Source organism: Bradyrhizobium manausense (assembly GCF_018131105.1).
GTDB classification, from domain to species: Bacteria; Pseudomonadota; Alphaproteobacteria; order Rhizobiales; family Xanthobacteraceae; genus Bradyrhizobium; species Bradyrhizobium manausense_B.
On record NZ_JAFCJI010000003.1, the window covers coordinates 1 to 25,499 of the forward strand.

Below are 25,499 nucleotides of genomic sequence, written 5' to 3' on the forward strand. Positions count from 1 at the left end.
AGATGATCGACACGCGCGGTGTTGAACGAGGACGAGCGCCGCTTGATTCCGTGCACGACATAGCCGAGCGACAGCAGGTGATCGGCGAGGTAAGCCCCGTCCTGACCCGTCACACCGGTGATGAGAGCGACCCGCTGGCTCATATTGTAGACTTGCTCCCGATGACACCCCGACCGGCGCGGCTGGCGCCACCGTCGAAAAACTCCCCCTCTTTGACATAATGGTCGCTGGGGTCAACCTCACAGGCGCGCCCGGGCGGGTTTCCCGGGTCGCTCCCTTCGAATTGAGGCCGCAGCCGGCAGAAATTGCGAGGCGTTACTGCGAGCGGTCGGAGGTCCAGCCCTTGTAGTCCTTGATATTGTCGCGGGTCACGAGCTTCGACGGCAGCAGCTCGACGGTCGAGGCCGGCTTCTGCCCGTTGAGAATGCCGACACCGACCTGCACGGCGCGACGCGCCATGAAGAACGGGTCCTGCGACGCCGACGCCTGGATCTGCGGCGACGCCGGATCCTTCAGCGCGGCCTCGATGTCAGGCGCGCCGTCAACGGAGGTGATAATGATGCCGGTGCGATTTTGCTGTTTCGCCGCAAGGTCGGTTCCGATCGCCTGCGGATCATTGATGGCGAAGATGGCATCGATCTTGGAGAAACGGGTCAGATAGCCTTGCGCGACGGTGAGGCCACCTTCGCGCGACCCCTTGCCGTCCTGGTCGCTGGACAGCACCTTGATCCCCGCATTCTTCCCGAAGACGTTCTTGCAGCCGGTGACACGGTCGATCACGGCCGAGACCTGCGGCCCGTTCTCGATGATGACATCGCCTTTGCCCCCCAGTTTGTCGACGATGTACTGGCACGAGATCTCGCCGGCCTGGACGTTGTTGGTGGTCACCGTGGCATCGGCGCCTTCAGCCGCGGTGTCGACCGCGACCACGACGATGCCCGCCGCCTGCGCCTTCTTGATCGCGGGCCCGATCGCCTTGGGATCGCCGGGGTTCAGCAGGATCAGGTCGACACCGGCGGCGATGAAATTGTCGATCTGGGTGACCTGCTTGCCGAGATCGTATTCGAAGCCGACGGTGGTGATCTTCACATTGGGATTGGTCTTCTTGGCCTCGAATTCGGCGCCCTTCGACAGAGCGACGAAGAACGGGTTGCCCATCGACCCCAGCGAGACGCCGATCGACTTGAGCTCCTTGGCAGAGGACGGCACGGTGGTCAGGGCGAGCGCCATCGCGGCGCCGGCGAGCATGGTCATCTTCAACATTGTCTTCCTCCCTGGTCTGTCTTCATCCCCGGGCACGGCAGACCAGTTGCCGCAACCGAATTTCGCATCACTAGGTTCGTGCGGAGCCCTGCAGTCGATAGCGATCCAGCGCCACCGCGCCGATGATCACAAGGCCCTTGATCACATATTGCCAGATGTCGGACACGCCCGTCAGGATCAGGCCGTTCGAGAGCACCGCAATGATCAGCGCGCCAACCAGCGTTCCCCAGATCGAGCCGATGCCGCCGACGAAAGACGTCCCGCCGAGGATCACCGCGGTGATGGCGTCGAGCTCGTAGCTTTGGCCGAGCTGCAAGCCGTTGGCCGCATAAAGGCGCGCCGCCTGCATGCCGCCCCCGAGCCCGGCCAGCAGTCCGGACACGCCATAGACGAAGATCACGACGGCCCAGACCTTGATGCCGGCAAGCCGCGCGGCGCTCTCGTTGCCGCCCACTGCGTAGATGTGCACGCCGAGCACCGTCCGGCGCAACACCAGCCACGAGACCAGGATGACAAGCAGCGCGATCACCGAGAGCCACGGGATCGAGGCGACGCCGGGGATGAGCGTCAGCGAGCCGTTGCCGATGAAGGCATAGGGAATCGACGGATTGAACACCGTGGTGTCGGCGCCGAGCAGCCGCGCCAGGCCGCGCACGGCCGTGAGCGAGCCCAGCGTGACGATGAAGGGTGGCAGGCGCAACAGCGCGATCAGCGCGCCATTGACGACGCCGAAGCCGAGACCGGTGAGGACCGCGACCGGCAGCCACAGCGCGCTCAACTCGGGCAGCTTGGACACCGTCAGGCCGGCCATTGCGGATGCCGCCAGGATCGAGCCGACCGACAGGTCGATGCCGCCGGTGAGGATGACGAAGGTCATGCCCGCGGCGAGCACGGTGTTGACGGCAGCCTGTTGCAGGACGATGCCGAGATTCTGCCCGGTGAAGAAGCGGCCGTCCGACAGATAATGAAAGCCGGCGCAGAGCAGCAGCAGCACCGGCAGCATGCCGGCCGCGCGGATCAGCAGCCTGACGCGCTGGCGCTTCGTCGCTTCGGCAGCAGCAGCGCCGTTTGCCGTTACGGCCTTCGCCTGTGTCGATCCGTTGTCAGGCATCGAGATGCTCCGTCCCCGTGGCAAGCGCCATGATGTCTTCCTGAGTCAAAGGCGCGGTCTCGGTCCGCCTGATCTCGCCCGCGATCAGCCCCGACCGCATCACCAGGACGCGGTCACAGATACCGATGATCTCAGGCAGATCGGACGAAATGACGAGGATCGCGGTGCCGGCCTTGGCGAGATTGTCGATGATCGAATAGATCTCCGACTTGGCGCCGACGTCAACGCCGCGCGTCGGCTCGTCGAGGATCAGCACCTTCGGCGCAATGGCGAGTAGCCGCGACAACAGCACCTTCTGCTGGTTGCCGCCGGAAAGCCCGCCCGCGGGCACGCCGACATTGGCGGCACGGATGCTGAGCCCCGCGAAGGCGCGGTCGGCACGCTCACGCGCCTTGTCGCGATCCAGGAATACGCCGAACTTGGCATCGCGCCCAAGCACCGCAAGATTGATGTTGTCCAGGCACGACATGTCGAGGAACAGGCCGAGCGCCTTCCTGTCCTCGGTCAGATAGGCGATGCCGGCTTCGAGCGCTTCGCCCGGCGTGCGAATGTCGATTGGCTGGCCTTCGAGCTCGAGACGACCTGACGTCTTCGATGCCGCGCCGACGATGAGATGCGCAAGCTCGGTCCGGCCGGCACCGATCAGGCCGGCAAGCCCGACCACCTCGCCCGCATGCACGGTGAGAGAGCAGCCCTTGACGCGCAGCCCGTCCGCCATATCGATGGCGGTGAGTACGGGATGCCCCTTCCCGGCCTCGGGATCGTGATCCTTCTTGTAAAAGGATGAGACGTCGCGCCCGACCATCATGCGGACGATGGCGTCGGCGCGGATGTCCTGCTTGTCGAGCGAGCCGACCAGGCGGCCGTCGCGCAGCACGGTGACGCGGTCACCGAGCGCATAGACCTCGTCCATGCGGTGCGAGATGTAGATGATGGCGAGCCCCTCGGCGCGGAGCTGGCGGATCAGCGCAAACAGCCGCTCACTCTCGCCGGCCGACAGCGCCGTGGTCGGCTCGTCCATGATCAGGATTTTCGAGCGCGCGTGCAGCGCACGCGCGATCTCGACGAGCTGACGCTGGCCCATGGAGAGATGTGCCACCAGGGTCGACGGCAGGAAGTCAGCTCCCAGCCGCTGCAGAATCGGGCCGACGCCCTCGCGCATGGTGCTGCGAGCCAGCAAACCTGAACGCGAGATCTCGCGGCCGAGATAAATATTCTCCGCAACGCTCAGATTGGGGGCCAAAGATAGTTCCTGATAGATGATCGAGATGCCCGCGGCACGGCCGCCAAGCGGACCTTCGATCCGAACCGGATTGCCCTCGATCCTGATCTCGCCGCCGGGATCCGGCCGGTAAGCCCCCGACAAAATCTTCATCAGCGTCGATTTGCCGGCGCCATTCTCGCCCATCAAGGCATGGATTTCGCCAGCATAGACGGTCAGGTCAACCGCACGCAGCGCCTTGATGCCGAAGAAGGATTTTGAAACTCCCCGCATCTCGAGGATCGGATCGTTCATCGTGCCTCCCGGCGCACAATGCGTTTCCTGTCCGCGTTTCGTTTCGAGCGCGGTTCACCCATTAAACAAAAGGCCATCGCGCAGGGCAACAGCGAACAGGGAGAAATGCGCAACCAAAGCGATACTAGTGGCGCGGCCGATACAGTTGGCGCCAGCCGGGAAGCCGCATCGCGTAGGCGTCCACCAGTGCGCGGTCGGGTTCGAAAGTCTCGACGCGTTGCGGCGGCGTGCAGACGGCTTCGATTGCCTCACCGGTGACAGCAAGCCGCCCCAATCTCGCCGCACCAAACGCTGCGCCGGTCTCGCCGTCGGCAAAGCGATGGATCGGAACGTTCAGAACGTTTGATAGCACCGACAGCCAGAACCGGGACCGTGAACCACCGCCGATGACATCGGCCTCGGCAACCGCAATGCCGGCATCGCCGAGCGCGTCACGGCAATCGGCAAGCGCGAAGGCCACGCCCTCGAGCACGGCCTGCACGATCGCCGTGCGGTCGGTGCCGTGACTCAAGCCATCGAGCATGCCGCGCACGACGGGATCATCGTGCGGCGTCCGCTCGCCCGCAAGATATGGCAGGAAGCTCACGGGCGATGGCGCCTGCGGGCGTGACCCCAGCGGCGCCAGCAGCTCGGCCTCAGCGACCCCGAACAGGCGCGCGGCCCAGGCCAGACATGATGCCGCCGAGAGGATGGCGCCGGCCTGAATCCACATGCCGGGGATCGCATGGCAGAAGGTGTGGACCACACGGTCCGGGTTGGCGGCGATGTGATCGGTCGGCGCCAGCAAGGCGCCTGAGGTTCCCAGCGAGATGAACGCAGTGCCGGACTTGATCGCGCCGATGCCGATGGCGCCTGCTGGATTGTCGCCGGCGCCGCCCGCAATCATCGGGCACCTCACCATGCCCCAACGCTGCGCCAGCTCGCGGCGCAAAGTGGCCGCGGGCGCGCATCCCTCGACCAGGCGCGGCATCTGTGCGCGCGACAGGCCGGTCGCGGCGAGCGCTGCATCCGACCAGTCCCGGCGCGCGGCATCGAGCCAGAGCGATCCCGACGCATCCGAGACGTCCTCGATTGCCTCGCCCGATAGCACCAGGCGCAGATAGGCTTTCGGCAGCAGCACGCGTGCGGTGGCCGCAAAGACCTCAGGCTCGTGCGTCGCAATCCAGAGCAGCTTGGGCGCCGCAAAGCCGGGCATCGCCTTGTTGCCTGTTGTCGCGCGCAAGGCAGGCCAGCGCTGCTCCAGGATGCGGCACTCCGCGGCGGAGCGTCCGTCGTTCCAGAGAATGCAGGGCCGCAACGGCGTATCGCTGGCATCGAGCAGCGTGGGGCCGTGCATCTGGCCTGACAGTCCGATGCCTTCGACGGAGGCCAGCTCTTTTCCATGCGACGCCTTCAAGGCGTCCAGCGTCGCAAAGGTCGCCGCGATCCACTGTGCGGGATCCTGCTCGAAATAGCCTTGATGCGGCGAGGCGCTGGTCAATGCCCGGCTCTCGCTCGCAACCACGCGCTGCGCGCCGTCGACGAGAACGGTCTTGACCGCGGAGGTGCCGAGATCGATGCCGAGATACATGGCGGATGTGGCTCCCGAATGTGGGCATTGAGGACACGATGCGCAACAATGATCGTATTCGTCGGGCGCGCAATTCCGGACAAGGACTTATCTCGTGGGATCGCAAATTTTTGCGCGCGGATGTTGCGTCGGCGCAGCAGCTGAAGGTCGCCATCTGTGGTTGATTGGACCAAAGTAGTTGCAACCATGTACCGTCTGCTGCGTTTGCACGATCTGTTTGCCGCGCCGGAGCAACCATGCAGCGATCCAGGTCCGTCTTCATCACGGGCATCGTCTACGCCCTGATCGGCCTGGTGCTCGCGGGTGGCGGCCTTTGGCTCGCGGCGTTGGGCGGCTCCATCTTCTATGTCGTTCTTGGTGCCGGCATTCTCGCCACGGCCGCGCTGTTGCTGTCGCGGCGCCATCAGGCGCTGTGGCTGTTTGCGATCGTGCTGGTCGGCACGGTGGCGTGGGCCATTTCCGAGGTGCAGTTCGACTGGTGGCCGCTCGCATCTCGCGGCGACGTCGTCTTCCCCATGGCGCTCTGGCTGCTCACACCGGTGATCGTTCGCGGGCTGTTGCGAGACCAGCCGGTGTCCTACCGAAGCGCGACGCTGCCACTCTGGATCGGCGTAGCCGCGTCTTCCGTCGCTATCGCCATCGCGCTGCTGTCGAGCTATCACGACGTCAACGGCACGATCGCCGAGCGAGCTCCGCCACGCCGCAAAGTGAGGCCGATCCTCAGCCTGACAGCGACTGGCGGGCATATGGACGCACGCAATTCGGACAGCGCTATTCGCCGCTGAAGCAGATCACGCCCGACAACGTCGGCAAGCTCAAGGTTGCCTGGACCTTCCGCACCGGCGATGTGCCGACGCCAGAGGATTCCGGCGAGACGACCTTCGAGGTGACGCCGATCAAGGTCCGCGACACGCTTTATCTCTGCTCGCAGCACCAGGTGCTGTTTGCGCTCGACGCCAAGACCGGCAAGGAGCGTTGGCGATACGATCCCAAGCTGGCTGCCGCGGTGATCGACAACTATGGGGTCGACGTGCCCTCGGGCGTGATCCGCGGCTTCGACGTCTATACCGGCAAGCTGGTCTGGGTCTGGGACTCCGGCGCGGCGGACGAGAACGAGCTGCCGTCGCCGACGCGCCACTACACCAACGGTTCGCCGAATTCGTGGATTGCGGCCTCGTTCGATCCGAAGCTGAACCTCGTCTACATCCCCACCGGCAATAACGGACCCGATATCTGGGGCGGCAATCGCAACGCGCTGATCGAGCGCTATTCCAGCTCGATCGTGGCGCTCGACGTCAACACCGGCAAGCGCGTCTGGTCGTACCAGACGGTGCATCACGATCTCTGGGACATGGACGTTCCGTCGCAGCCAAGCCTGGTCGATGTGAACACAGCCAAGGGTGTCGTTCCAGCAATCGTTCAGCCGACCAAGGTCGGCAACATCTTCGTGCTCGATCGACGGACAGGCGAGTTGATCGTGCCGGCACCGGAACGCGCCGTGCCGCAGGGAGCCGCGCCCGGCGACCGCACCGCGCCGACACAACCATTCTCCGAGCTGACGTTCCGCCCCGAGGCAAAACTGACCGGCGCGGACATGTGGGGCGGCACGATCTTCGACCAGTTGCTGTGCCGGATCATGTTCAAGCGGCTGCGCTACGAGGGCACGTTCACGCCGCCCTCGCTGCAGGGCACGCTCGTCTTCCCCGGCAATCTCGGCATGTTCGAATGGGGCGGCATCGCGATCGATCCGGTGAGACAGATCGCCATCGCCAACCCGATGTCGCTGCCGTTCGTCTCAAAGCTCATTCCGCGCGGCCCGCAAAATCCTCCGGCGCCGACGGCCGAGAAGCCTGTCGGCAGCGAGGTCGGGACGCAGCCGATGTATGGCACGCCGTTCGGGGTGGAGATCTCAAGCTTTCTCTCGCCCCTCTCCGTGCCGTGCTACCGGCCGCCATGGGGCTCGATGGCCGCAATCGATTTGAAAACGATGAAGGTCGTCTGGCAACATCCGAACGGCACCATCCGGGACACCACGCCGCTGCCGCTGCCTTTCAAGATGGGCGTGCCGATGCTGGGTGGACCGATCACGACCGCCGGAGGGGTCGCATTCTACACCGGGACCTATGAGTACACGATCCGGGCCTACGACGTGCGCGACGGCAAGGTGCTCTGGGAAGACCGCCTGCCGGCCGGCGCCCAATCGACCCCGATGAGCTACGAGGTCGACGGCAAGCAATATGTGGTCACCGCAGCCGGCGGCCACGGCTCGTTCGGCACCAAGCGCGGCGATTACGTCATCGCCTACGCGTTGAAGGACTGAACCGGGGGACGAATTTGGCTGTTACGAGCGGCGTGGCGGCGGCCATGGTTCGCATGAAATTCCATCTCGGTCGCGATCATGGTGCTGCCAATAGCCGGGTTCTCCCCGTCTCGCGGGCGCCAAGCCGACCAGTCGGGCAAAATCACAGTTGGGGGCAGACGCGATATGTCTGAGCGTGGTTGTGACCGGCCATGGGCTTGACGCCAGCCCCCACACGACTGCGAAGGCAAACGCAAAGGCAGCGACGCCAATCACGACCCCGATGACAGTCTGGCGCTGCCGCTGCCGATCATAGCGGGCCGATGCCGCGCGGAAACCACGTTGAAGATTACGCAGTCGCTTTTCAGCGCCGGCACGAACAGGATTGGGGCTCGGCAGGTGCGGCACGCTGGCTTCGCTCCGCCACAGAGGACAAATAGCTTGAGCAATATCGAGGCTTCTACCATGAATTGCGGGACTAGCGCAGGTGCCGCGCGAGCAAAAGGCTATCAATTGTCCGAATGACCACCAGCCAGCTTGTCCGAATGACAGGGAGAGCTGCTCAAAAGCCTTGGAGCGGGTGAAGGGAATCGAACCCTCGTATTCAGCTTGGAAGGCTGCTGCTCTACCATTGAGCTACACCCGCGACAGGGGCTCCCTAACACGGCCGGGCGGCGGTCTCAACTGTCCGTGGCGCTGCGTTGGCCGGCTTTCCTCCCTTGCGCACAGGCCCGGTTCCGCCTCGCGACGCGTCCCCTTAACAGCGGCGGTCATCCGGCCTATATTGAGGTCTCCCGCAATCAACGAAAGGAGGTGATCCAGTGTCTTTTACCAAGCGCTGTCACCTCGCTGGGATCGCCCGCTAGGCTTTGAAAGAGGCTTGGCATCGGGGCGCTCTCAGCCCTGGACCAGCGAGCAAGAAATCGGGCGCGACGGAGGTCTCCTCCGCCGCGCCTTTTCTTTTGGAATTGCTTCAAGGGATGAGCCGCACATCGGCTCAGATTGCGCGAAACCGCTCGCGCACCGCCACGGAGGCGACCAGCGCGCCAAGGCACCAGGCCATGACCGCCCGGTGGGGCTCACCGCTCAAGAGCACGGTGAGGATGCTGGTGAGCAGGCAGAGCGCAATGACATGGATGTTGCGGCTCACGAGCGAGAAGAGGAAGGGCAGTGCGGCGATCGCAATTTGCAGGACGCTCATGGCGCGTCGTTTTCGCTCAGCGAGGTTTAAAAACCGAAGATGGCCAGCACAGACGGGCGCTTGCCGCGGCGAGTCTCGACGATCCGTTCGCCGCCACGCTCGACGGAGCTGCCGTAATAGCGGTGGTGGCCCGCCTGGTCGTGCAGATCGGCCGCCTCCGACGTCCCTGCCCGCCGCGCATCGCAGATGATCTTGATGGTCTGACCCGACATTGCCGCCTCCGATAGCCCTTGATGGCTCTTGATGGCCATCAGTCGCCACGACTTTGGCCAGCGTTCACACCCCCGGGCGCTAATCGGGTTTCAGATTGGTTTCGTCAGCGTCGCCGTGACGCAATATATTACGCCGGCCATTGTCGGTATCGATGGCGGTCATACGTCCTTTGGGCTGCGCGCCCAAAAACAAGTGAGGTAAAAATGCTTTACGCGATCCTGGCCTACCACGTGGAAGGCGAGATTTTGGCGTGGACGCCAGAGGAGGACGCCGCCGTCGTCGCCAAGGTCATTGAGGTTCAGGCGCCCATGAGAGCAAGCGGCAACCTTGGGCCGGCGGCCCGTCTGGATGACACCAAGAAGGCCTACACCCTGCGCGGCTCCGGCGCAGGCATCGTGTTGGACGGGCCGTTTGCCGAGACCAAGGAGCAGCTTCTGGGCTTCCACCTCGTCAACTACGACACGGATGAGGAGGCCATCGCGGCGGCGCGGAAGCTGCGTGAGGTCAATCCAAGTGCAGTCTACGAAATCCGCCCGGTCAAGCTTTACGTACCGGCCGATGGGTTCGGCGCGACGCCATCAAGCAAATAGGCGCGGCCCACTCGTTCCGCCCGCCCCGGCGCCTCATCGGGGCACAGGGTCAGAAGCTGGAACCTGAGGCGGCTTTTCCCGAGGTGTTGTCTGCAGGTTCCGTCCAGCCGCATTGCGATTCGGCGGGGGATCGTTGATTCTGCTGGTTTCACCGGGGCGATTCGTGACGTCATATCTGGACACGCTCAATGCGGAGCAGCGCCGCGCCGTGGAGCATGGCGTGGCCGATGGTACGATCGTGGGCGCCCCTCTGCTCGTCATCGCCGGTGCGGGCTCCGGCAAGACCAACACACTCGCCCATCGCGTCGCGCATCTGATCGTCGCCGGTGCCGATCCGCGGCGTATCCTGCTGATGACATTCTCCCGCCGCGCCGCCGCCGAGATGGCCGGTCGTGTCGAGCGCATCGCCCGCAAGGTGCTGGGTGAGAACAATGCCGCGATCATGCGCGATGCGCTGACCTGGGCCGGCACCTTCCACGGCATCGGCGCGCGCCTGTTGCGCGAATATGCCGAGCGGATCGGCGTCGATCCCGCCTTCACCATCCACGACCGCGAAGATTCCGCCGATCTGATGAATTTGGTCCGGCACGAGCGCGGTCTGTCGAAGACCGAGAGCCGCTTTCCGGCCAAGGGCACCTGCCTGTCGATCTACTCGCGCTGCGTCAATGCCGAGATGGAGATCGAGAAGGTGCTCGGGGCGCACTATCCCTGGTGCGCGGGCTGGGCCGCCGAACTGAAGGGGTTGTTCGCGGCCTATGTCGAAGCCAAGCAGGCCCAGCATGTGCTCGATTACGATGACCTCCTGCTCTACTGGTCGCAGATGATGGGCGACGCGCTGATCGCGGATGAGATTGGCGGCCGCTTCGATCACGTGCTGGTCGACGAATACCAGGACACCAACCGCCTGCAATCGTCGATTTTGCTGGCGCTCAAGCCCGACGGACGCGGGCTCACCGTGGTCGGCGACGACGCACAGTCGATCTATTCGTTCCGCGCCGCCACCGTGCGCAACATCCTGGACTTTCCGCAAAGCTTCTCGCCTCGCGCCGAGATGATCACGCTCGACCGCAATTACCGTTCGACGCAGCCCGTACTCGCGGCAGCCAACGGTGTCATTGGGCTCGCGCGCGAGCGCTTCACCAAGAATCTCTGGACCGACCGTACCGGCTCGCAGAAGCCGCAGCTCGTCACCGTGCACGACGAGGCCGACCAGGCCCGCTACATCGTCGAGCAGGTTCTGGCCAATCGCGAGCAAGGCGCACTTTTGAAGCACCAGTCGGTGCTGTTCCGCACATCCTCGCATTCCGGCCCGCTCGAAATCGAGCTGACCCGCCGCAACATCCCGTTCGTGAAATTCGGCGGACTGAAATTCCTCGACGCCGCGCATGTCAAGGACGTGCTGGCGCTGCTGCGCTTTGCCGAAAACCCTCGCGACCGCGTCGCCGGCTTCCGCATCCTGCATCTGTTGCCGGGCATCGGCCCCGCGACCGCGCAGCGCGTGCTCGACCAGATGGCAGAGAGCATGGACCCGCTGCACGCACTCGGGCAGTTTCCGGTGCCGGCGCGCACGGGTGCTGACTGGACCGGATTCGTCCGCACCGTCGAGAATCTGCGCTATTCGGAATGGCCGGTGGATCTCGAGCGCGTGCGCCTCTGGTACGAGCCGCATCTCGACCGCATCCACGAGGACCCCGAGACGCGTCGCGCCGATCTGATGCAGCTCGAGCAGATCGCGAGCGGCTATTCCTCGCGCGAAAAATTCCTGACCGAACTCACGCTCGATCCGCCGGATGCGACCAGCGACAAATCAGGTCCGCCGCTTCGCGACGAGGATTATCTGATCCTCTCGACGATTCATTCGGCCAAAGGGCAGGAGTGGAAGTCGGTATTCGTGCTCAACGTCGTCGACGGCTGCATGCCCTCCGACCTCGGCGCCGGGACCAGCGCCGAGCTCGAGGAGGAACGCCGCCTGCTCTACGTCGCGATGACGCGCGCCAAGGACGATCTGCACCTCGTGGTGCCCCAGCGCTTCTTCGTCCACGGCCAGGCCGCCAAGGGCGACCGCCACGTCTACGCCTCGCGCACCCGCTTCATCCCGGAGCAACTGGTCTATCTGTTCGAGCGCACGGCCTGGCCGAAGGCCGGCGCAAGCGCAGCGCGCGCTGCATCGCAGGGACCGAAGGTCGACATTGGCGCGCGGATGCGGGGAATGTGGCGGTAGACGCAAGAGACAAGTCTCGGGACCTGTCAGGATGGCTGGAATAACAGAGGTCCGACATGAAAGCCGTCGTCGTCGAGCAATTCGCGCCCATCGATCAGATCGAACTGAAGGAAATCCCGTCTCCGCGCATGGAGCCCGGACAGCTGCGCATCCGGGTGGAGGCGGCGGGCATTGGCTTTGTCGACGGCCTGAAGATCGAGGGACGCTATCAGACCAAGGATTCTCTACCCTTCATTCCCGGGACGGAATTCGCTGGTGTCGTCGAGGAGGCGCCCGGCGCGCCGGGAGGTTACCAACCCGGCATGCGCGTGATGGGCATGACCCGATCTGGCGCGCTCGCCGAGGAAATCGTCGTCAGGCCTGAAGCGCTCCATCCCTTGCCGGACGGTGTCGCGGCCGAGGTCGCCGCCTCATTCCGCGCCAACTATCTGACTGCGCTCTACGCGCTGAGCGCGCGCGCCGCGATCGTCGCGGGCGAGCAGCTTCTGGTGCTGGGTGCAGCGGGCGGCACCGGGATCGCGGCCGTGCAGATCGGCAAGCTGCTCGGCGCCCGTGTGATCGCAGCCGCATCAACGCCGGAGAAGCGCGAGTTCGCGCAAACCCATGGTGCCGACGCTGTCATCGACTACACCCGGACCGATTGGCGCGACACGCTGAAAGAATTGACGGGAGGACACGGCGCTGACGTAATCTTCGACCCCGTCGGCGGCGAGATCTCGGTGCAGGCCTTTCGTTCCATCGCCTGGCGCGGACGCCATCTCGTGGTCGGTTTTGCCGGCGGTACGATCCCCGCGCTGCCGTTCAATCTGCCGCTGCTGAAAGGCGGTGCCCTGCTCGGCGTCGACCTCGCGCAGATCCCGACGCGCGAGCCCGATGTTCAGACCCGCCTGATGTCGGAGTTGACCTGCTGGCTCGCCGAAGGCAGGCTGAAACCTGTGGTCGGTCGCGTTTTCTCGTTCGACGACTTTCGCGAGGCGTTCAGGACGATGCAGACGCGCGGGGCGCTCGGCAAGATGGTCGTGCGCACTTCGAAATAGACGCACAAACGGAAACCGAGCATTTCCGGAAGTTGCCTTGTGACGTCGCGGTCGTCCCTTAAATCCGGTCGATCCTCCCCACAGAGACCTGATCGATGACCGCACCGCTCGAATTCGGACTGGATACCTTTGGCGACGTCACAGAGGACGTCACCGGCAACATGCTTCCGCATGCGCAGGTGATCCGCAATGTCATCGACGAAGCCGTGCTGGCCGACGAGCTGGGCCTCGACTTCATCGGCCTCGGCGAACACCATCGCGCTGATTTTGCGATCTCCTCGCCCGAAACCGTGCTCGCGGCGATCGCCTCGCGCACCAAGCGCATCCATCTCGGCTCGGCCGTGACAGTGCTGTCTTCGGACGACCCCATCCGCGTGTTCCAGCGCTTTGCGACGCTGGATGCGCTCTCCAACGGTCGCGCCGAAGTGATCCTCGGCCGTGGCTCGTTCACGGAGTCCTTTCCGCTGTTCGGCCTCGACCTGCGCAAGTACGAAGAGCTGTTCGAGGAGAAACTCGACCTGTTCGCGGCGCTGCTGTCGCAGAAGCCGGTGACGTGGCAGGGCAAGCTGCGCCCTCCGCTGAAGGAGCAGCTTGTCTATCCGCCGGTCGAGAATGGTCAGCTCAAAACCTGGATCGGCGTCGGCGGCAGTCCGCAATCGGTGGTGCGCGCCGCGCACTACGATCTGCCCCTGATGCTCGCCATCATCGGCGGCGATCCCGCGCGCTTTGCGCCTTATGTCGATCTCTATCACCGCGCCTTCAAGGAGTTCGGCCGCCCCGCGCAGCCGATAGGCGTGCACTCGCCCGGCTACGTCGCCGAAACCGATGAGCAGGCGCGCGAAGAGCTCTGGCCCGACTACAAGGCGATGCGCGACCGCATCGGCCGCGAGCGCGGCTGGCCCCCGATGGGCCGCGATGAGTTCGTCAGCGAAGCCGAGCACGGATCGCTCTATGTCGGCTCGCCGGAAACCGTGGCACGCAAGATCGCGAAGACGGCAAAGACGCTCGGCATTTCGCGCTTCCAGCTGAAATATTCGGCGGGGCCATTGCCGCACGAGAAACTGATGCGGAGCATCGAGCTCTACGGGGCGAAAGTGGTGCCGATGGTGCGGGAGATGTTGGGGTGAGGAACTCGCCTCAGTCCGTCTTCGCCCTACGGGCTTCGCCGGACACCACGCTTCGCCCTTCGGGCATCACGCGGCTGCGCCACGCGTAGCCCGAAGGGCGAAACGTGGTGGGGGAGGCAGGACTCGAACCTGCGAAGCCATGAGGCGGCTGATTTACAGTCAGCTCCCTTTGCCACTCGGGACACTCCCCCGCTCGACGGCAGCACAATCGGGCCGGACCTTGCCGGCGGACCGAAGACGGCCATGGAACGTGAAGGCCGCGACAGCCCGGATGGGGGCGCGACCGGGCGCGTTTATGGGCGAAGCGGTGGGGCAAAGTCAACCGAGGCGAACAGCTAAAATCGCCCTCGAACCCAGCCAAATTGCCATATTCCGGGACCCGTGACACAAGCGAGGCCATGAAGGATAAGAAATTCGCCCCGAGGGGGCCCCGCGGCGGGGCTAAGCCCTTCAACAGACCCGGGAAATCGGCTGGCCGGCCGGCAAGGCACGATCGCGATTCGCATGGCGATGGGCCGGTCATCCTCTATGGCTGGCACACCGTCGCCATGGCGCTGGCCAATCCCCAGCGGCGGATCCGCAAGCTGACGCTCACCGAGAACGCCGCCAAGCGCCTTGCGGACGAAAACATCGAGACCCGCGTCACCCCCGAGATCGTCCGGCCCCAGGAGATCGACCGCCTGCTCTCGCCCGACGCCGTGCACCAGGGCCTGCTCGCCGAGGCCGATGCCCTGCCCTCGCCCGACATCGAGGACTTGCAGCAGGACGGCATGGTGCTGGTGCTCGACCAGATCACCGATCCCCACAATGTCGGCGCCATCCTGCGCTCGGCCGCCGCTTTCGCCGTCAAGGCGATCGTCACGACGGCGCGCCATAGTCCGGAAGCTACCGGCGTGCTCGCCAAGGCCGCCTCCGGCGCGCTCGAACTGGTGCCTGTTATCACCGTGCAAAACCTCGCCCGCGCGCTCACCACGCTGAACGAAGTCGGCTTCCAGACGGTTGGGCTGGACAGCGAAGGCAGCGAGGATCTCTCGGACGTCGCGCTGCGCGAGCCGCTGGCGCTGGTGCTCGGCGCCGAAGGCAAGGGCCTGCGGCAATTGACGCGCGAGACCTGCAGCGTCGTGGCGCGGCTCGACATGCCCGGCGAGATCAAGAGCCTCAACGTCTCGAACGCTGCCGTGCTCTCGCTTTATGTCGGCGCTGTCAGGCTCGGGCTGATGAAGCGCTGACAAAACAAAACGCCCGGTCGTGAGACCGGGCGCTTCATCAACTCAACCGATCAAGATCAGTAATAGCGGCGCAGCGCGCGATGGCCGCCGTAATACGGCTGATAGCGATGGGCGTAGCCATAGCGCGGACCATAGCCGTAATGCGTGCGCGGCAGGTAGCCGTAACGCGGGCCGTAGCCATAGCGATACGGCCGGAAATGCCGGCGATAGGGATAGGCGACCGGCGGCGCGACAGCAGCGGCGCCATAGCCATAGCCGTAATTGGCGGGCGCGACGACTGCGTCTTCCTGGTAGGTCGGATGCGGCGCGAAAGCACCCGGGCCGGTGTAGGTCGGGCCCTGGTTGACGTAGTAGTACTGCGTGCTCGGCTCGGCCAGGCGCTCATAGCCATAACCATAGCCGGCTCCATAGCCATAGCCGCCGCAGCCGGTATTGCAGCCGGAGAACACCGGCGCAACCGGCTGGCACGGGCTGAAGCCGCAAGCCATCGCCGGCGCGCTGCCCACGAACATCACGGCGGCGGCCGCGACCAGTCCCGAAATCATTTGACGCATTACTCTCTCCTGTTGATTTCCGTCTTGTTGGATTCTGACGTTTCTTAACCCGGCGGCTTGCCGGGCATTCCTGCATGCGGCCGTGGTCGAGGACGGCGCGGATGGTCGTTGACCTCTGGAGCGAGGATCACCGGCGGCGGATCGACCGGCACATCCATCTGCGGCGGCAACGGCGCGGATTGCGCACCCCAGCTCTCGTGATAACTCTCGGCGGGCTTCGGCAATTTGCGGTTCGCGGGCGGCTCGATTTCGAGGCGGCCGTAGCCGGGCTGCAAGCCCATGCTCGGGTAGTAGTGGCCGACCTCGGGGGGCTGTCGTTCTGCCACATAGCGCCCGCCGTAAATCGTGGGCTGCACCTGGACGTTCTTGCCAAGGCCCCAGACACCTTCGACGACGGTGTAGGACGCGTCGATATTGTTGATGATGATGGGCACGCCGGGACGGCCGGGCACGACGATATCGAAACCGCCGCCGGCCGAGGCCGACGCGGGCAGTCCGATCAGGAAGGCTGCAAGCGCCAAGGCGCGCATGGAAGTATCCCGGTTGTCCGGATCGCAACCTACCGGATTGCAGCATCGAGAGGGTTAAGGAGCGCTGACCAAATTCCGGTAAGCCTAACGTGCAAGGGTCGGGCGCCGCTCAAATGCAGCGACGCGCACTAGCGAAGTGTTAACGGCGGCGGCCCTTGTTCCCATGCGCTCACATCCGTTTGACTGTGCGAAATATCAGTCCGTTCCGTCGGAACGACTGCCGCTCACAATATTTAGCTCCCCGTCAATTCGAAGGGAGACGATCATGACGGCAATGAAAATCCTCGGCGCGGCGGCGATTGCGGCGACCATGTTGACCGGCTCGGCGATGGCGCAATCGGTCGTCACCAATTCCGGGCGCTGCTCAGCGCGATCGCCCGACGTCAACTGCCAGAACCTCGGATATCGCCATCATCGGGTAAGCTACCGCCACAGCAATGGCGACTGGAACAGGACCCATACCGGCTTCTGGCCGACGGACGTCGCGGGTGACGTGGCCGGCGCCGCCATCGGCACCGCGGGCGCGATCGCAACCGCCCCGTTCCGCGCGATGGACAACAGCTACGCCTATGACAATTCCTGGGACAATCGCGGCTGGGATAACCGCGGTTGGGACACTCGAACCTATGCCCAGCGCAACGGCTTCGTCTGCACGCCCGGTACCTGGTTCAAGGGCGCGGACGGCCGCCGGCACATCTGCCAGTAAGCCGATTTAGACAGCCTACACGCGAACAGGCGGCCTCCTCAGGCCGCCTGTTTCGTGCCCGCAGGACGTGTGCGGGTTCTGGCACTTTCCAACCAAGTCTGGTATTGCGACGCGCGGGCGGGCAGCCGGCGCATGCCGGCCCCTGCCCGCTTCCTCAAGGGCGTCGCCGGCTTAGCTCAGCGGTAGAGCAGCGGTTTTGTAAACCGAAGGTCGGGGGTTCAATCCCCTCAGCCGGCACCATTAGATTAGCCGACACCCTCGCCTTAACAATACGGCTAGACTCCGCCCCCATAGACAAGGCCGCTTGCACAGCCTCAGGGCGCCCGCTGGGCGCCCCAATCAATGCTGCCAGCCGTCCACGGGTCTCCACCGTGTAAGGCTCACCTGGCTTTCTGGGCAGCACCACGACACTCTCTACTAGTTCCCGGAAGCTGGCTGCTACTTGAGGGTCGACGCGATCCCCCGATCCGGAAATTCGCTCCAAATTCTGCCTGAAGCGGGCCACAGCGGTGGGATGCAGATCGACAGAAACAATGTTCTCGTCAGCGGCTGCCAAGTCGGCCTGAAGCCGCGACTTCTCTGTTCGTTGGTGCTGTAGCCGGGAAGCTATTTCTTCCGGTTCAAATTGCCCCTTCTCGACAGCTAGAACGAGGTTGTCGATTGCCTTCTGACAGCCCGCAATTTGCGCCGTAATCTTCGCCTTATCGCGGCGCGCGCTCGCAGACAGAGCCCGCCTTTCGGCTAGATAGGCTTCAACGAACTTGCCCATTTGCTTCGGATTGTCGATCTGGGCTTTCAGCCGAGTAAGAACAAGCTCCTCGATTTTTTCGATGTAGTAGCGCGTGCCGTTGTTGCAGGAACCGCTTTCGCGATGGCGCGTACATTGAATGCGGGGCCCGGAGCGGTCGTGGCCCATAAGCGACATGCCAGAACCGCAGGCACCACAGCGAAGCAAGCCTGACAGAAGACGGGTGGACTTTGGCCGCCTGCGAGACGCAGGGGTTCCAGCGTCAAGCCGTCGTGCACGAACCGCGTTGAACAGTTCGTCGTCGATGATGCGCAATTCCGGGACTTCCTGCGTAACCCACTCGGACTCAGGATTGGTTCGCGTCACGCGTCGTCCGGTTTTTGGGTCTTTGATGGACCGCCTCTTATTCCAGACTAAGCGGCCTACGTATCGCTCGTTCAGAAGCAAGCCCTGCCCGCGTGCGGTGTTGCCGTTGATCGTAGAAGCATTCCATTTACCCCCTCGCGGGGCCGCAATGTTGTCAGCATTCAAACCCGCAGCAATCGCGCGCGGAGACGTCCCCGCCGCGTATTCTTCGAAGACGCGCTTCACAACTGCCGAAGTCTCGGCGTTGATATCGAGAATGCCAGCATCCCCCTTTCTCGGGGTGTACCCGTAAAGATCGCCACCGGGATTGCGCCCCTGTCTCACTACACCGCCAAGACCGCGCCTAACCTTCTGAGCAAGTCCCTTCAAGAACAAAGCACTCATGGTGCCTTTGACACCGATGTGCATTTCATTGATTAGACCGTCAGCCATCGTATGAATTTCGACTTCTGCGAAATTCATATCCTCGAAAAGCTGTGCAATGTCTGACTGACTGCGCGACAGACGGTCCAAGTCTTCCGACAGGATGATATCGAACGACCCAGCGTGGGCTTCGCTGACCATCTTTGCGAACTGCGGCCGACCAAAGATCGAAGCGCCCGACGCAGCGCGATCATAGAAATTCCCTACGACCTTCCAGCCCTGCTTTGCGGCAAACTTTTCGCAGACAGCGATTTGGTCTTCAATCGATCGATCGTTTTGTAGGTCCGACGAATAGCGCGAATAGATCGCGACCCGCTTAGTGGAGCGTGTTGTCATTAGCTGCGCTCATTGCTTCGACATGGTCGATACGGGCCTGACTGCGGGCTAGCGCAATTACGAAATCGTCCAGCGCTGCTTCCAAATCGTCGCCTATGGATAGGGCAGCGTTTCCCGAAAAAAACTGAGCACAGTTACTGTTTGCTGGTCTTGGCAATTGATTTTCTTGCATAAATACTCCCCAATGCAATGAACTCTATATCCGACAAACGGTCGGATTTCAAATGTAATTAGAAACTATGCCTGATCGTGATTTCTCCTTATTGGCGGCACAGATCAGGGCCGCGCGTGCGTTGCTTGGTTGGTCGCAGGCTTACCTAGCTGAGGGCTGCAACATGCACCGCAGCACGTTGGCCGACCTTGAAGGCGGCAAACGCGAGCCGCACGAAGCGACGCTGTTCGTTCTGATGAGCGAGCTAGCAGCGGCGGGAATCGTCTTCACAGAAACGGGCGTGCAGTTTCGGAAGTGGCCGTCGAAGCCCTACGTACCGGCTGGGATCAAAGACCGGAAGAAGTGATCGCGCGGGTTTGGTCGACAGTTGCTATAGTCGGCGTGCACTTGGACATGAATGGGTGATGGAATGCGCACTGCCGAGGAATGCCGAAAGCTCGCAATGGCATATAGGAACAAGGCCGAAGTCGCCGGGGTCACCCCAAGGACCGCAACGGTACTCAAGAACATTGCCAAGAATCTCACGGCGCTCGCCAATCAGTACGAGACGCTGGCCGTCATTGCCAATGAGGAACGACGACACATTGCGCATTGATGCCAAGACCGCCTTGGCGTCGCCCTAACGACGCTGCTGGCTGGATCAGCCGCCTTCCTTGTGGAACGCTCACTAACATCACTTCGTTACCACATGCGGCTCGGGCAGCACCGAGTGGTAAGACAAGTGACTTAGCCCCGGCCTCACGATCCCCCTCGTTGCCGGGGCTTCGTTTTGCAATTGGAACAAATAGCACCACCGCAGGTTAGCGCTTCGGTATCCCGCCTCAACACCGTGATGCCATAAGAGGCCTCAACTGGGCTCCGGCTCCGAGTTGAGGCCTTTTTGTTGCTAATAGGCGCCGCGCGGGTTTTGAATTTTGACATCGACCCGGTTTGTCCTAGGCTTGGGCAATGACCTACGAACGGTCCCGAGAAGTCTACCGTCCCTACCGAGAGGATCGCGCGATTTTTGCGCGGGCCTATAAGCGCTACCTGGCTGCGTATCGGGAGAGCCTTGATCTGCTGAAGCTACCGCTTCCCGACACCTTCCTAGGCCGGAAGACACATGAGCCGTTCCCCAAGCTGGACGAGGATTAAGCGCTCTCAACGTCCAGTCTGCTGATTATCGACACCGTTGAGGTGTTGAGGTGTCCCAAACTGCATAGTCAGAGTGTCGCTCAGGACGCTAAGTTTCCATGCATGGGCAGAGAATTACTTGTGATTTTGGCCGCCGTCTCGGCCGGTATTTTTACCATCGCCGCCGTCGCCGTGCTCGTGTTCAGCCATTGATCTAGCTCAAGTGGAGCATGTGCGCTTCGTATCTCCTGGCGTGGACAGGAATACCGAGCGGGGCGCAATGATGCAGCCTTGGATGCTGTACGTACTGACTTGGGGGCTGACTGTCGTCGCCCTCGTCGCCATCCTGTCGATGGCGATCGCTTAAGGGCCGCCATCTTCAAGTTAGCCAAAAGCGCCTTTTCAGCGATTCCTAGAAAGTTCGCTTCGCACGCAAAAATATAGTTCCATAGGCGCTAACATAGGTTACTGCCCAACTTCCCACCTGCCGTAAAGTGTTACCATCACCGCGCGGCTCTCGGTATCTATCGGTGATGAGAACGCCCCAGCACAGCGCTCCCGCCTTCCTCGAAAAAGGAGCGTGTCATGACAAAGCATCGGCGTCGTTTCAAACAGACCACGTCGCTGGAAGAACGCCTCGCCGCTTGGTCGAAAGAGGTTCGTGAGCAAGCCGCAATGCTTCCACCCGGCCCCGAGAGAGATTTGCTGATTAAGAAAGCGAGACAGGCCGACGTTGCGTGCCACCTCGACGATTGGGCGCATTCGCCCGGCTTACAGCCACCGGACTAATTCTAAGAACCATTAAGCTTCGGCAGGGCGACCGGGGACTTCCCCATGCGGCAGCCTGAAGAACTGGAAGGTCGTTCCTACGTGATCTACGCGTGGGAGCGCACAAGCGCCGGGAGCGACGTGACAAGGCGCATGCTCGTCCGTTCAAGCGAGCGGATTGAACTGTCTCGCAAGCTTCTCAAGGGGCTTCCCACTCCTCCTCCTGCGACTCGGCAGAAGCGCTCAGAGAGTGATTAAGACCGCGTCTGTAAACGGTCCTACCGCCCCACGTTCCTCAAACGGAATATCAGATTTAATGCGCGACGAAATCATCCTGAAACAATAGGCCGCTTCAATCCGCATGTCCGGGACGACCCATGTTTGATCCTTAGAAGTTTTCACCCGGGGCTGGATTTAAGACCTTATCATTTTAACTAGCGGAAAGGGTCGCCCGATCAGGCGGCCCTTTCTGATTTCGGCTACAGATCACGACCGGTTGTTAATTTCTTTGGCCGCCAAACTCAGTTCGAAATCAGTTAGCTGCTCAATAAGCCGCTCTACAATTTGTTCGCAGTCGGATGGATCGAGCGAATTCACACCGCGCGCTACAAGCTCGATTTCAAGAAGTTTGGCCAGCATGGCTCTGACGCTCATTGGCGATCCGTTTGCTTAGACCTTACTTTCGCTTTCGTGCGTTACTTGAGACAGACGGCTGCTTTAAGCGGCCTCTTCTTAGCGTCTTAAGCGAGAAAGACCCCGGCCAAAATTGCTGCCGAGGTCTCCTCCCAGTTATCCGCAACCGAAGATTGCCACTTTTTCCCGGTATCGTCCAGCGTGGAGTCTAATTGGGCCCGGAATCAGTTCGGCATGGTCCCGTTCATGTCAGTGAATGGAAATGTGCGGTGACGTTCACTGTTGAAATATACGGGACTGCCTTGGATGGTTCGGAGTGGCTCATTCACCGGACCACAGTTTTGGCGTTAAACCCGCTTGCAGCGCGCAAGACGGCGGACACTCTGCTAGCTGCGCGTAAGAAGGCGACGCGCGCTTGTGAGCTGAACGCGCAGGGAGAGACGATTTTCACCGTCAGTAAGTAAAGGCGCGACGGCCCCAACGTGCCGGAAGAGGACGGGCGACGCCGGGGCCGCGAGCGCGCCAACGCGAATACACTAGCGCACCAACCGCCCAACAGGGCGAGCGGCGACCTCGTTCCTAGGCAAATAAAGCTTCGAAACGAATGTGCACTTTGGTACGTAGGAACCTCGGCACAGCGCGAGGTGATTCGATGCTGGAAATGCTGCTAATCATGACGGGCGTTGGTGCTACCGCGACGATAGCAATCGTAGTCGCTGGATTAGAGTGGCGAGCGCTCTTCGGCTACTGGCGCGGATCGCGCGGCAAACACCCGTAATTTTCCGATTGAAAGTCGAAGGCCGCCGGTCTGGCGGCCTCATTGATTTGTGTCCGCAGACCGACCTTCCAGCTAGCTCCAACGAGGCTCCGCCTCTTGGCCGCGCGGCATCCATAAAGACACATCGCTGGCCGGTACTGTTCGCTCTTCGTCGTGCTCGCAGATGGCTATCGTTAGCGCGCCATCCGCAATTTCAAATACGAATCCCGTCAATCCGTCCAACGTCGTCACGTACTGGCCCACGTCGTACTTAGTCATGCTCTGCATTGCCCCGTTCTCTTCCCCTTGCGGAATCAACAACGGGTCAACATTGCCCCAATGCAAAATGAATTGCAACTACAACAACTTGTACCGAATATAGCTACACTTTTAGTTGCGTTGCTCCGATTTTAGCTACATCACACCTTACGCACCAACACAGTCTCTCCCCTCGCCCACGCGGCGTACTTTCGCGCCGTCCAATCGCGCTGATCCCGCCATTCTTGGAAATCGGCCTCTGTCCGTTTCGACAAGAAAACTTCCCACGACGCAAGGAATGCGTCGCGTGCGCGCTCAAACGTCGACGTAGTGCCAGACGTGCATTCGCCGGGATTACTGCCTGGATAGAAGCCACAGGACCAACTCCACGGATCGGAGTCCGTTGGGTTGCCGGATCGCTTCCCAATAGTCCCAACCCGGACGTCACCATAGTAGACGTGCCAGCACTCTTCGCGGGCTTGTCGGTCGCATCGGCGGGTTAGCATGGGCATCGCCCATGATTCCGCCGAACGGGCTGTACGGGAAGCCGCTAGGGGTTGGGGCTTTGAATCCGGCGTGACCCGCATTGCGGTCAAGCCATACTTATTCATAGGTCGCGGCGCTTCGCTTTGCAGTGCAAACGCTGACCGCTCTAGGTCTATCGCCCTTGCAGCGCGAGTATTAGCAGCTAGACTCGCTCTATGGCTGCAATGCGGGGCAAAAATGATACTCCAGAAATTCCGAGTTCTAAATTTTCGTTCTATCGAGAATAGTGGCGATATTGACGTCGAAAAGATAACAGCTCTGGTGGGACGCAACGAGAGTGGAAAATCTAACCTGCTCACAGCTCTTGCTTCACTAAATCCCGCTGGTGGTCGCAAAGACCTCAATTCGGTAAAAGATTTCCCCAGAAGTAAGCGCATTGAGGAATGCAAGCCGAACACACACGTGGTTTGGACGTGGTGGGGACTGAACGAAAAGGAATCCGAACAGCTCAAAGATTTGCTCGGGAGCGCTCCCGAGGATATCACGATAGGCCGTGGTTACGCGGCCGCACAGTTCTGGGTCAACGTCAACGCTAAGCAGCCTGAGATTGATGCAAAAAAAGCAGCTAGCACAATCAAGCGACTTAAACCGGTAGTCGAACCAAAATGGGCTGCGCTCGACGATGCACTCAAGACACCGTGCAATTTGGCATGGCAGGCGCTTGAGCAAGCTTTAACAAACGGCAATGCAAAGGCGTGGTCTGCCGCCGTGATTGCAGCCACGGCAAACCTTCGGTCATCACTGGGCGCGGCTGGCGTCATGCTCGATGAAGCACAAGACGAACTTCTAAATCAACTTGAGTATCCAGCGAATGCCATCGCCAACTTCGACAGCAAGCGAAGGAAAGCCGAGGAGCTTGTAGAAGCCTGGTTGCCCCGCTTCGTTTACGTTTCAGACTTCCCCGAATTGCACGGCTATCAAGACCTTGAATCCTTTACGCAGCGACGAGGCCAAGATCCTTCTTCGAAGGAACGCGAGAACAATTTCGAAAAGTTGGCCAAGGTCGCTGGCTTTGATCCAGCCAATCTGAATGCCAATCGCAACAACCACGAGCTACGCGGCCAAATCCTCAATCGAGCGAGTTCTCTGGTGACAGGAGAAATTCGTCGCCTTTGGAAGGACCGTAGACTTATGGTTCGCTTCGACATTGACGGTCAACACGTTACCATCTTGGTATCAGATCCGAACGCTCAGTACCCCGTCGAAGTTAATCTCGACGAACGTAGCCGTGGCTTTCGCTGGTTCTTTGCGTTCTATATTACGTTCTCAGCCGATACACAGGGAGGTAATTCAGACGGAGCTATCTTGCTACTTGACGAGCCAGGTCTGTATCTCCACGCAAAATCTCAAGAACATTTGCTGTTGCACCTTCGAAAAGACTACGACAATCAGATCATCTACACCACGCACTCTCCATTCATGATTCCCGCAGATTCGATCGACGTTGTAAGAACGGTAAACATCGACGAGAACAACGCATCAGGTACCACCGTCACGAAAACTCCTACCGGAGATTCACGCACGCTGTTCCCGCTGCAGGCCGCTTTAGGATATCAGCTCTCGCAGACGCTATTCGTCGGACACTCAAATCTCATCGTTGAGGGAGTGACAGACTTTTGGATTCTGTCTGCGGTCAACGCCCACTTGCAGACGATTGATGAACCCGCGTTGCCCGATGAACTCACAATCACACCTGCCGGCGGGGCAGGCAAGGTGTCCTATTTGGCTGCACTGCTGGCGTCGGAGGAGCTAAATGTCTTAGTTCTTCTCGATGATGACCGAGCCGGTAGAGAGACCCAGAAAGACCTCGTAGCCAACAAGCTCCTGCGAAACACCGCCGTCCTCTTCGTAACCGACGCCTTCACACCAAAACCCTCAGAGGCCGACATTGAAGACCTTATCGAACCAAGCGTCTACGAGAAGCTAGTGAAGGATACCTACAAAGCCGAACTGAAGGGAAAAACACTGGCCTTGAATTCCAACATTCCGCGAATCGTCAAGCGGTACGAGGAAGCATTTGTTGCGGCAGGCTTAGAGTTTCACAAGACGCGCCCCGCGCGAGAGTTCTTGGCTCGCATGGGGGTCGACCCCAATACAGTCCTCTCCGCAGCGAGCAAAGGCCGCTTCGTTGCAATGTTTGACGCTGTCCGAAAGCGATACGACAAGATCAAGGACCGCGCGCCGTTTACCTAGAGTGTGAGGGCGGCCTTCG

The 25,499-nt window shown here is 61.7% G+C and carries 21 protein-coding genes, 3 tRNA genes and 2 pseudogenes; 12 read left to right on the forward strand and 14 right to left on the reverse strand.

Annotated features, from left to right (window positions below):
* The 5 genes from JQ631_RS26640 to xylB all read right to left on the reverse strand — a co-directional run.
* Positions 1 to 143 (reverse strand): GDP-mannose 4,6-dehydratase (locus JQ631_RS26640; RefSeq protein WP_212332390.1); only part of this gene is annotated, 143 nt, incomplete at its 3' end.
* Positions 144 to 315: 172 nt separating this feature from the next.
* Positions 316 to 1,263, reverse strand: a complete 948-nt coding sequence (locus tag JQ631_RS26645) for an ABC transporter substrate-binding protein (protein ID WP_212331631.1) — start codon at positions 1,261 to 1,263, stop codon at positions 316 to 318.
* Positions 1,264 to 1,333: 70 nt separating this feature from the next.
* The gene (locus JQ631_RS26650; RefSeq protein WP_212331633.1) at positions 1,334 to 2,374 is read right to left on the reverse strand and encodes an ABC transporter permease subunit; all 1,041 of its coding nucleotides are present in this window, start codon (positions 2,372 to 2,374) and stop codon (positions 1,334 to 1,336) included.
* Positions 2,367 to 3,890 carry a sugar ABC transporter ATP-binding protein gene (locus JQ631_RS26655; RefSeq protein WP_212331635.1) on the reverse strand — a complete coding sequence of 508 codons (1,524 nt, stop codon included), beginning with the start codon at positions 3,888 to 3,890 and terminating at the stop codon, positions 2,367 to 2,369. Before JQ631_RS26655 ends, JQ631_RS26650 begins: the two co-directional genes overlap by 8 nt.
* Before the next feature lie 124 nt (positions 3,891 to 4,014).
* Positions 4,015 to 5,460, reverse strand: a complete 1,446-nt coding sequence (gene xylB, locus JQ631_RS26660; RefSeq protein WP_212331637.1) for a xylulokinase — start codon at positions 5,458 to 5,460, stop codon at positions 4,015 to 4,017.
* 236 nt (positions 5,461 to 5,696) lie between these two features.
* Here xylB and JQ631_RS26665 point away from each other — a divergent pair.
* Positions 5,697 to 7,780, forward strand: a pseudogene (locus JQ631_RS26665) (outer membrane protein assembly factor BamB family protein).
* 21 nt (positions 7,781 to 7,801) lie between these two features.
* Here the strand turns inward: JQ631_RS26665 and JQ631_RS32515 are convergent.
* The 4 genes from JQ631_RS32515 to JQ631_RS26685 form a co-directional block, all read right to left on the reverse strand.
* Positions 7,802 to 8,167 carry an excalibur calcium-binding domain-containing protein gene (locus tag JQ631_RS32515; protein ID WP_349645025.1) on the reverse strand — a complete coding sequence of 122 codons (366 nt, stop codon included), beginning with the start codon at positions 8,165 to 8,167 and terminating at the stop codon, positions 7,802 to 7,804.
* Between the two features lie 164 nt (positions 8,168 to 8,331).
* Positions 8,332 to 8,405 (reverse strand) — tRNA-Gly (locus JQ631_RS26675).
* A gap of 351 nt (positions 8,406 to 8,756) precedes the next feature.
* Positions 8,757 to 8,960 carry a hypothetical protein gene (locus tag JQ631_RS26680; RefSeq protein ID WP_212331640.1) on the reverse strand — a complete coding sequence of 68 codons (204 nt, stop codon included), beginning with the start codon at positions 8,958 to 8,960 and terminating at the stop codon, positions 8,757 to 8,759.
* 26 nt (positions 8,961 to 8,986) lie between these two features.
* Positions 8,987 to 9,172, reverse strand: a complete 186-nt coding sequence (locus JQ631_RS26685) for a hypothetical protein (RefSeq protein ID WP_249161110.1) — start codon at positions 9,170 to 9,172, stop codon at positions 8,987 to 8,989.
* A 204-nt stretch (positions 9,173 to 9,376) separates the two neighbouring features.
* Here JQ631_RS26685 and JQ631_RS26690 point away from each other — a divergent pair, with 204 nt between their 5' ends.
* From JQ631_RS26690 to JQ631_RS26705, 4 genes are all read left to right on the forward strand, one after another.
* On the forward strand, positions 9,377 to 9,763 hold the full coding sequence (locus JQ631_RS26690; protein WP_212331644.1) for a YciI family protein: 387 nt from the start codon (positions 9,377 to 9,379) through the stop codon (positions 9,761 to 9,763).
* 163 nt (positions 9,764 to 9,926) lie between these two features.
* Entirely contained in the window at positions 9,927 to 11,984 is a 2,058-nt protein-coding gene (locus JQ631_RS26695; RefSeq protein ID WP_212331646.1) for an ATP-dependent helicase, read from the forward strand.
* 56 nt (positions 11,985 to 12,040) lie between these two features.
* Positions 12,041 to 13,021 (forward strand): NADPH:quinone oxidoreductase family protein, encoded by a 981-nt coding sequence (locus JQ631_RS26700; RefSeq protein WP_212331659.1) that lies wholly within the window; start codon positions 12,041 to 12,043, stop codon positions 13,019 to 13,021.
* Positions 13,022 to 13,116: 95 nt separating this feature from the next.
* On the forward strand, positions 13,117 to 14,148 hold the full coding sequence (locus tag JQ631_RS26705; RefSeq protein ID WP_212331662.1) for an LLM class flavin-dependent oxidoreductase: 1,032 nt from the start codon (positions 13,117 to 13,119) through the stop codon (positions 14,146 to 14,148).
* Between the two features lie 105 nt (positions 14,149 to 14,253).
* On the opposite strand, the gene JQ631_RS26710 is transcribed toward JQ631_RS26705, so the two are convergent.
* Positions 14,254 to 14,339: transfer RNA gene (locus JQ631_RS26710), tRNA-Tyr, on the reverse strand.
* Between the two features lie 207 nt (positions 14,340 to 14,546).
* Between JQ631_RS26710 and rlmB the strand changes: the two genes are divergently transcribed.
* Positions 14,547 to 15,377, forward strand: a complete 831-nt coding sequence (gene rlmB / locus JQ631_RS26715) for a 23S rRNA (guanosine(2251)-2'-O)-methyltransferase RlmB (protein WP_212331665.1) — start codon at positions 14,547 to 14,549, stop codon at positions 15,375 to 15,377.
* 56 nt (positions 15,378 to 15,433) lie between these two features.
* On the opposite strand, the gene JQ631_RS26720 is transcribed toward rlmB, so the two are convergent.
* On the reverse strand, positions 15,434 to 15,931 hold the full coding sequence (locus JQ631_RS26720) for a hypothetical protein (protein ID WP_212331667.1): 498 nt from the start codon (positions 15,929 to 15,931) through the stop codon (positions 15,434 to 15,436).
* A gap of 44 nt (positions 15,932 to 15,975) precedes the next feature.
* Positions 15,976 to 16,461 carry a hypothetical protein gene (locus JQ631_RS26725; protein ID WP_212331669.1) on the reverse strand — a complete coding sequence of 162 codons (486 nt, stop codon included), beginning with the start codon at positions 16,459 to 16,461 and terminating at the stop codon, positions 15,976 to 15,978.
* A 265-nt stretch (positions 16,462 to 16,726) separates the two neighbouring features.
* Here JQ631_RS26725 and JQ631_RS26730 point away from each other — a divergent pair, with 265 nt between their 5' ends.
* Positions 16,727 to 17,167: a hypothetical protein gene (locus tag JQ631_RS26730; protein WP_212331671.1), complete on the forward strand. Its 441-nt coding sequence runs from the start codon at positions 16,727 to 16,729 to the stop codon at positions 17,165 to 17,167.
* Between the two features lie 165 nt (positions 17,168 to 17,332).
* Positions 17,333 to 17,407, forward strand: a tRNA-Thr gene (locus tag JQ631_RS26735).
* 565 nt (positions 17,408 to 17,972) lie between these two features.
* Here the strand turns inward: JQ631_RS26735 and JQ631_RS32640 are convergent.
* Positions 17,973 to 19,040, reverse strand: a pseudogene (locus tag JQ631_RS32640) (recombinase family protein); the annotation flags it as partial.
* Positions 19,041 to 19,279: 239 nt separating this feature from the next.
* Here JQ631_RS32640 and JQ631_RS26750 point away from each other — a divergent pair.
* The 3 genes from JQ631_RS26750 to JQ631_RS26760 all read left to right on the forward strand — a co-directional run bounded on the left by JQ631_RS26750 (position 19,280) and on the right by JQ631_RS26760 (position 21,114).
* Positions 19,280 to 19,558 carry a helix-turn-helix domain-containing protein gene (locus JQ631_RS26750; protein WP_212331673.1) on the forward strand — a complete coding sequence of 93 codons (279 nt, stop codon included), beginning with the start codon at positions 19,280 to 19,282 and terminating at the stop codon, positions 19,556 to 19,558.
* A gap of 96 nt (positions 19,559 to 19,654) precedes the next feature.
* Positions 19,655 to 19,807 (forward strand): hypothetical protein, encoded by a 153-nt coding sequence (locus JQ631_RS26755; protein ID WP_212331675.1) that lies wholly within the window; start codon positions 19,655 to 19,657, stop codon positions 19,805 to 19,807.
* Positions 19,808 to 20,910: 1,103 nt separating this feature from the next.
* Positions 20,911 to 21,114, forward strand: coding sequence for a hypothetical protein (locus tag JQ631_RS26760; protein WP_212331677.1), 204 nt, complete (start codon positions 20,911 to 20,913; stop codon positions 21,112 to 21,114).
* 465 nt (positions 21,115 to 21,579) lie between these two features.
* Here JQ631_RS26760 and JQ631_RS26765 read toward each other — a convergent pair whose 3' ends face one another.
* Positions 21,580 to 21,747: a hypothetical protein gene (locus JQ631_RS26765; RefSeq protein WP_212331679.1), complete on the reverse strand. Its 168-nt coding sequence runs from the start codon at positions 21,745 to 21,747 to the stop codon at positions 21,580 to 21,582.
* A 1,498-nt stretch (positions 21,748 to 23,245) separates the two neighbouring features.
* On the opposite strand from JQ631_RS26765, the gene JQ631_RS26770 reads away from it, so the two are divergent.
* A complete protein-coding gene (locus JQ631_RS26770; protein WP_212331682.1) occupies positions 23,246 to 25,480 on the forward strand; it encodes an AAA family ATPase in 2,235 nt (744 codons plus the stop codon).
* Positions 25,481 to 25,499: the final 19 nt, after the last annotated feature.

Coding starts and splice junctions, on each gene's coding strand:
- JQ631_RS26680 (WP_212331640.1), bottom strand. CDS start 8,960: ATGAGCGTCCTGCAAATTGCGATCGCCGCACTGCCCTTCCTCTTCTCG.
- JQ631_RS26650 (WP_212331633.1), bottom strand. CDS start 2,374: ATGCCTGACAACGGATCGACACAGGCGAAGGCCGTAACGGCAAACGGC.
- JQ631_RS26725 (WP_212331669.1), bottom strand. CDS start 16,461: ATGCGCGCCTTGGCGCTTGCAGCCTTCCTGATCGGACTGCCCGCGTCG.
- rlmB (WP_212331665.1), top strand. CDS start 14,547: ATGAAGGATAAGAAATTCGCCCCGAGGGGGCCCCGCGGCGGGGCTAAG.
- JQ631_RS26730 (WP_212331671.1), top strand. CDS start 16,727: ATGACGGCAATGAAAATCCTCGGCGCGGCGGCGATTGCGGCGACCATG.
- JQ631_RS26720 (WP_212331667.1), bottom strand. CDS start 15,931: ATGCGTCAAATGATTTCGGGACTGGTCGCGGCCGCCGCCGTGATGTTC.
- xylB (WP_212331637.1), bottom strand. CDS start 5,460: ATGTATCTCGGCATCGATCTCGGCACCTCCGCGGTCAAGACCGTTCTC.
- JQ631_RS26685 (WP_249161110.1), bottom strand. CDS start 9,172: ATGTCGGGTCAGACCATCAAGATCATCTGCGATGCGCGGCGGGCAGGG.
- JQ631_RS26750 (WP_212331673.1), top strand. CDS start 19,280: ATGCCTGATCGTGATTTCTCCTTATTGGCGGCACAGATCAGGGCCGCG.
- JQ631_RS26765 (WP_212331679.1), bottom strand. CDS start 21,747: ATGAGCGTCAGAGCCATGCTGGCCAAACTTCTTGAAATCGAGCTTGTA.
- JQ631_RS26760 (WP_212331677.1), top strand. CDS start 20,911: ATGACAAAGCATCGGCGTCGTTTCAAACAGACCACGTCGCTGGAAGAA.
- JQ631_RS26700 (WP_212331659.1), top strand. CDS start 12,041: ATGAAAGCCGTCGTCGTCGAGCAATTCGCGCCCATCGATCAGATCGAA.
- JQ631_RS26770 (WP_212331682.1), top strand. CDS start 23,246: ATGGGCATCGCCCATGATTCCGCCGAACGGGCTGTACGGGAAGCCGCT.
- JQ631_RS26655 (WP_212331635.1), bottom strand. CDS start 3,890: ATGAACGATCCGATCCTCGAGATGCGGGGAGTTTCAAAATCCTTCTTC.
- JQ631_RS26705 (WP_212331662.1), top strand. CDS start 13,117: ATGACCGCACCGCTCGAATTCGGACTGGATACCTTTGGCGACGTCACA.
- JQ631_RS26645 (WP_212331631.1), bottom strand. CDS start 1,263: ATGTTGAAGATGACCATGCTCGCCGGCGCCGCGATGGCGCTCGCCCTG.
- JQ631_RS26690 (WP_212331644.1), top strand. CDS start 9,377: ATGCTTTACGCGATCCTGGCCTACCACGTGGAAGGCGAGATTTTGGCG.
- JQ631_RS26755 (WP_212331675.1), top strand. CDS start 19,655: ATGGCATATAGGAACAAGGCCGAAGTCGCCGGGGTCACCCCAAGGACC.